This window comes from Dolichospermum sp. LEGE 00246 (assembly GCF_015207865.1).
Taxonomy (GTDB): domain Bacteria; phylum Cyanobacteriota; class Cyanobacteriia; order Cyanobacteriales; family Nostocaceae; genus Dolichospermum; species Dolichospermum heterosporum.
On the sequence record NZ_JADEWA010000475.1, the window covers coordinates 1 to 4,154 of the forward strand.

The 4,154-nt window shown below is 36.7% G+C and carries 6 protein-coding genes; all 6 read left to right on the forward strand.

The features are described from left to right. Positions 1 to 188, forward strand: a 188-nt coding sequence (locus tag IQ228_RS26840; RefSeq protein ID WP_228044018.1) for a hypothetical protein, incomplete at its 5' end; no start/stop codon positions are given. 1,198 nt (positions 189 to 1,386) lie between these two features. Continuing rightward, on the forward strand, positions 1,387 to 1,584 hold the full coding sequence (gene rpmI / locus IQ228_RS22415; protein WP_071992743.1) for a 50S ribosomal protein L35: 198 nt from the start codon (positions 1,387 to 1,389) through the stop codon (positions 1,582 to 1,584). 20 nt (positions 1,585 to 1,604) lie between these two features. Then, positions 1,605 to 1,961, forward strand: coding sequence for a 50S ribosomal protein L20 (gene rplT, locus IQ228_RS22420; RefSeq protein WP_015079973.1), 357 nt, complete (start codon positions 1,605 to 1,607; stop codon positions 1,959 to 1,961). 110 nt (positions 1,962 to 2,071) lie between these two features. Beyond that, complete coding sequence (locus tag IQ228_RS22425) at positions 2,072 to 2,854, forward strand: transporter substrate-binding domain-containing protein (RefSeq protein ID WP_193964494.1); 783 nt, start codon at positions 2,072 to 2,074, stop codon at positions 2,852 to 2,854. A 73-nt stretch (positions 2,855 to 2,927) separates the two neighbouring features. Beyond that, entirely contained in the window at positions 2,928 to 3,452 is a 525-nt protein-coding gene (locus IQ228_RS22430; protein ID WP_027401063.1) for a tetratricopeptide repeat protein, read from the forward strand. A gap of 217 nt (positions 3,453 to 3,669) precedes the next feature. Then, positions 3,670 to 4,154: DUF4351 domain-containing protein (locus IQ228_RS22435; RefSeq protein ID WP_228044019.1), on the forward strand; the 485-nt coding region annotated here is incomplete at its 3' end.

The following is a 4,154-nucleotide window of genomic DNA, read 5'->3' on the forward strand; positions in this document are numbered from 1 at the left end:
GATTTACAGGATGTGATTGGATGATTTTTGGTGGGGAGTTGGTGATTTTTATTTGTCTGAATCAGGATTTCCAGGATTTGAGGATTTACAGGATGTTATTGGATGATTTTTTTTTTGAAGTTGGGGATTTTTATTTGTCTGAATCAGGATTTTCAGGATTTGAGGATTTACAGGATGTTATTGGATGATTTTTGGTGGGGATTTGGGGATTTTTATTTGTCTGAATCAGGATTTTCAGGATTTGAGGATTTACAGGATGTTATTGGATGATTTTTGGTGGGGATTTGGGGATTTTTATTTGTCTGAATCAGGATTTTCAGGATTTGAGGATTTACAGGATGTTATTGGATGATTTTTCTTTGGAAGTTGGGGATTTTTCAGGATGTTTTTGAATGATTATTTTTGAATAATTTAAACCATCTATAAATTACCATCCTGTTAATCCTTTAATCCTGGTTATCCTGATTCAGACAAATACAACTTTCATCACCAACAAACCATCTAAAAATTACCATCCTGTACATCCTTTAATCCTGGATATCCTGATTCTGACAATTGAGAATTTCAGATCCCCGACAACTTTTAACAATCTTCTCATTTATCACATTAATTATCGCAGAATTTTAATTCTACCTCTTGGTTTATTAAACCCAAAATTTCCCGAAACTCCCGCACAGTTTGGGGACGGTTGACTGGTTCTAACTCCATCCCTTTGAGAATTGTAGTGGGGTGTTAGGTGTCCAAGATTGCATATTGTCAGAATCAGGATTTGCAGGATGGGAGAGAAATTAATAATTAGTATAACATCCGCGTTTATCTGCGTTCATCTGCGTTTAATTGTCTGAATCAGGATAACCAGGATTTAAGGATTTACAGGATGTTGTTGAATGATTTTTGGTGGGAAGTTGGATATTTTTATTTGTCTGATAGCGAAGCGTGGCGTAGCCATATCAGGATAGTTTAGGTAATGATAATATCACAATCCTGTACATCCTTAAATCCTGTAAATCCTGATTCAGACGATCCAAAAATTTACTATATATGCGCGGACAGATTCCCACTCCTAACATAAGTGTAAACCAATTATCGCGTCTTGTCAAGTCTTGATGTCAAGAATCATATAAAAAAGTGAAAATCGAAAATCTCCACCGCAAACCAACATCCTGTAAATCCTAAAATCCTGGAAATCCTGATTCAGACAATCCAAAAGTTTAATATATATGCGCGGACAGATTTCTACTCCTAACATTAGTGTAAACTAAAATTTTCGCCTTGTCAAGTCTTGAATTAAGATATTTTGGGAATCCTTGCCGATCTTGCCAAAGGGGCATACAATTTGCCTTTTCTCATATATAATGGTAGATTGTGTTGAATTAAAGCCATCCCATGCCTAAATTAAAGACTCGCAAGGCTGCGGCGAAGAGATTCCGCGCCACCGGTAGCGGTAAAATTGTCCGCCGCAAACCTTTCAAAAACCATTTATTAGAGCATAAATCCTCTAGTAAAAAGAGCAATATGTCAAAAATGGCAGTTGTTCATGAACGGGACGAACCTAACGTACGCTTAATGCTTCCATATTTGTAAAAGATCACAGGTAATAAGATATGACTCGGGTAAAACGCGGTAATGTAGCTCGTAAACGCCGCAATAAAATTCTCAAATTAGCTAAAGGTTTTCGTGGTTCTCACTCAACTTTGTTTAGAACCGCTAACCAACAGGTAATGAAGGCACTTCGCAGTGCTTACCGCGATCGCAAAAAGAAGAAGCGTGATTTTCGCCGTCTGTGGATAGCGCGGATTAACGCAGCTTCTAGACAACACGGTTTAAGCTACAGCCGGTTAATTGGTAATTTGAAGAAGGCCAATGTGGAACTAAACCGCAAAATGTTGGCACAATTGGCAATTCTTGATCCTGCAAGCTTCGCAAAAATTGCGGAACTGGCTAACTCGGTTAACGGATAAAGGTGGCAACGGATGAATAACGGATGTAACAGATGGCACTTCGGAAAATTGAAAATTAAAAATAAAGAAACTTTTTGGCATTTTTAATTGGAGTAAAACGCAGAGCAATTATGAATAAGTTACATCTGGTATTATCCGCTACCATTCTCTTAATTTTTTGTCTGTCTCTTCTCAGTGGGAACTTAACTGCATCTGCCGCAACAATGGCGGAAATTCAGCAGCGAGGCTATTTAAATATGGCAGTTAAGGATAATCTTCGCCCTTTAGGTTTTAGGGATGAAAAGGGCAAATTACAAGGGTTAGAAATTGATTTAGCTAAACGTTTGGCTAGTGATTTGCTGGGAAAAGCGGATGCTGTGAAATTGCAATCGGTAGCTAATAGCGATCGCTTACCATTAGTATTTAATCAGCAAGTTGATTTAGCGATCGCTGGAGTCACAGCCACAGAATCACGTTCTCGCATCGTTAGCTTCAGTGTTCCTTACTATTATGACGGTGCAGGAATAGTTACAAAAAACACAGCGATTCAAGCATTAAAAGATGTAAGTAAACGGAAAATAGCTATTCTCAACCACTCCAGCACAATTGGATACTTAAAGTATTTTACACCATCTGCTGAGTTGGTCAGTGTAGATTCCTATGCTCAAGGGTGGGAGAAAATAGAAAGTAATCAGGTAGATGGTTTTGCGGCAGATATTAGTATTCTTAGTGGTTGGGTGCAAGCACATCCTCAATATCGCATACTGGCAACTAAATTGTCAGCAGAGCCACTATCTGTAGTGATGCCAAAAGGATCACAGTATGATGAATTAAGACGTAACGTGAATGAAGCGATCGCTCGTTATACAGTTACAGGTTGGCTAAAAGAACGGATAGAATACTGGGGATTGTAGTAATTTAGTGAGAAATACACAACCTAATAACTGATAATAGATAGAGTATTTTAATAATTTGTATTTGTAGAAAATGGATAGCAATTTAGTCATCATTTATCTGTCACTTTTTGTTGGTTTACTTGCATTTGCTGGGGTGAATGTTTTTCGTCAAGTATTCAAAACCCGAAAACTTGAAAGCTCCTTGAACAAGTTAAAAAACAAATTAACAAAAGAAAAAGGTACGGCTCAAGAATATTATGAATTAGCTAGTATCTACTCAGAAAAAAAAGTATTTAGTCAAGCCATACCCCTATTTCAAAAATCTCTCAAAGCAGCCGAAGAAGAAGGAGAAGAATCCATTGCTCCTATTTATAACGGATTGGGATATGTTTACTTTGCTCAAGAGCAATATGACTTAGCAATTCGTCAGTACAAAGAAGCCATAAAATTGAACCCAGACTATGTATCAGCTTTAAATAATCTCGGACACGCTTACGAAAAGAAAAAATTGAATGCTCAAGCTTTAGAAATGTATGAAGCAACACTAAAATTAGCACCCAATAACATCGTTGCTAAACGTCGGGCTGAATCCTTACGTCGCTTAGTTTCTATCTAAGCTCAAACCCTCACTATATCTCGTTCCCAGTCTCTGACTGGGAATGCTATCACAGAGGACTCTACTAAGTAGGTTGGCGTTGAAAATTGTCGTTATAGCAAGGCAAGAGTAAAGAAGTTTTCAGCAATTTTACGTTTCTTTACACAGTTTGGTTTTATTGTGTTCACCTACTTATTATTAAAGGCAGAGCCTTCTGGAATTCATTCCCATACAGAGTATGGGAACGAGAAAAGAATCAAAAAAGATCATTATACAGGAAAAATCAGGTAATGTTAAATTTGCAGTTATTCGAGATTTACAAGAAACAATCACCGCAGCAGTAACAGACAGACCAAAAGTAAAAGCAGAATGTTTAAGGTTGTTAGTCACCTTAAAATTAAATCCTGCTAAAATGCAGTTAATATCAGGGTTTATTGATAGTTATTTAAGACTGAATCAAATAGAAGAAGAGAAATTTAAAACAGAATTAGGTTCACTAATACCAGAAGAACAAGAGGAAGTTATGCAAATAGTAACTAGCTGGATGGAACGAGGTATTGAACAAGGTATTGAACGAGGTATTGAACGAGAAAAAAATTTAATTATCCGTCAAGTTAATCGCAAGCTAGGAAAAATTGATGCTAAATTAGAAGCACAAATTAGAAACTTAAATGTAGAAATTATTGAACTTTTAGGAGAATCAATCTTTGATTTATCTACAGT

What these genes read in the sequence shown, in the direction of transcription:
- rpmI (WP_071992743.1), top strand. Translation starts at nt 1,387, where the DNA reads ATGCCTAAATTAAAGACTCGCAAGGCTGCGGCGAAGAGATTCCGCGCC.
- rplT (WP_015079973.1), top strand. Translation starts at nt 1,605, where the DNA reads ATGACTCGGGTAAAACGCGGTAATGTAGCTCGTAAACGCCGCAATAAA.
- IQ228_RS22425 (WP_193964494.1), top strand. Translation starts at nt 2,072, where the DNA reads ATGAATAAGTTACATCTGGTATTATCCGCTACCATTCTCTTAATTTTT.
- IQ228_RS22430 (WP_027401063.1), top strand. Translation starts at nt 2,928, where the DNA reads ATGGATAGCAATTTAGTCATCATTTATCTGTCACTTTTTGTTGGTTTA.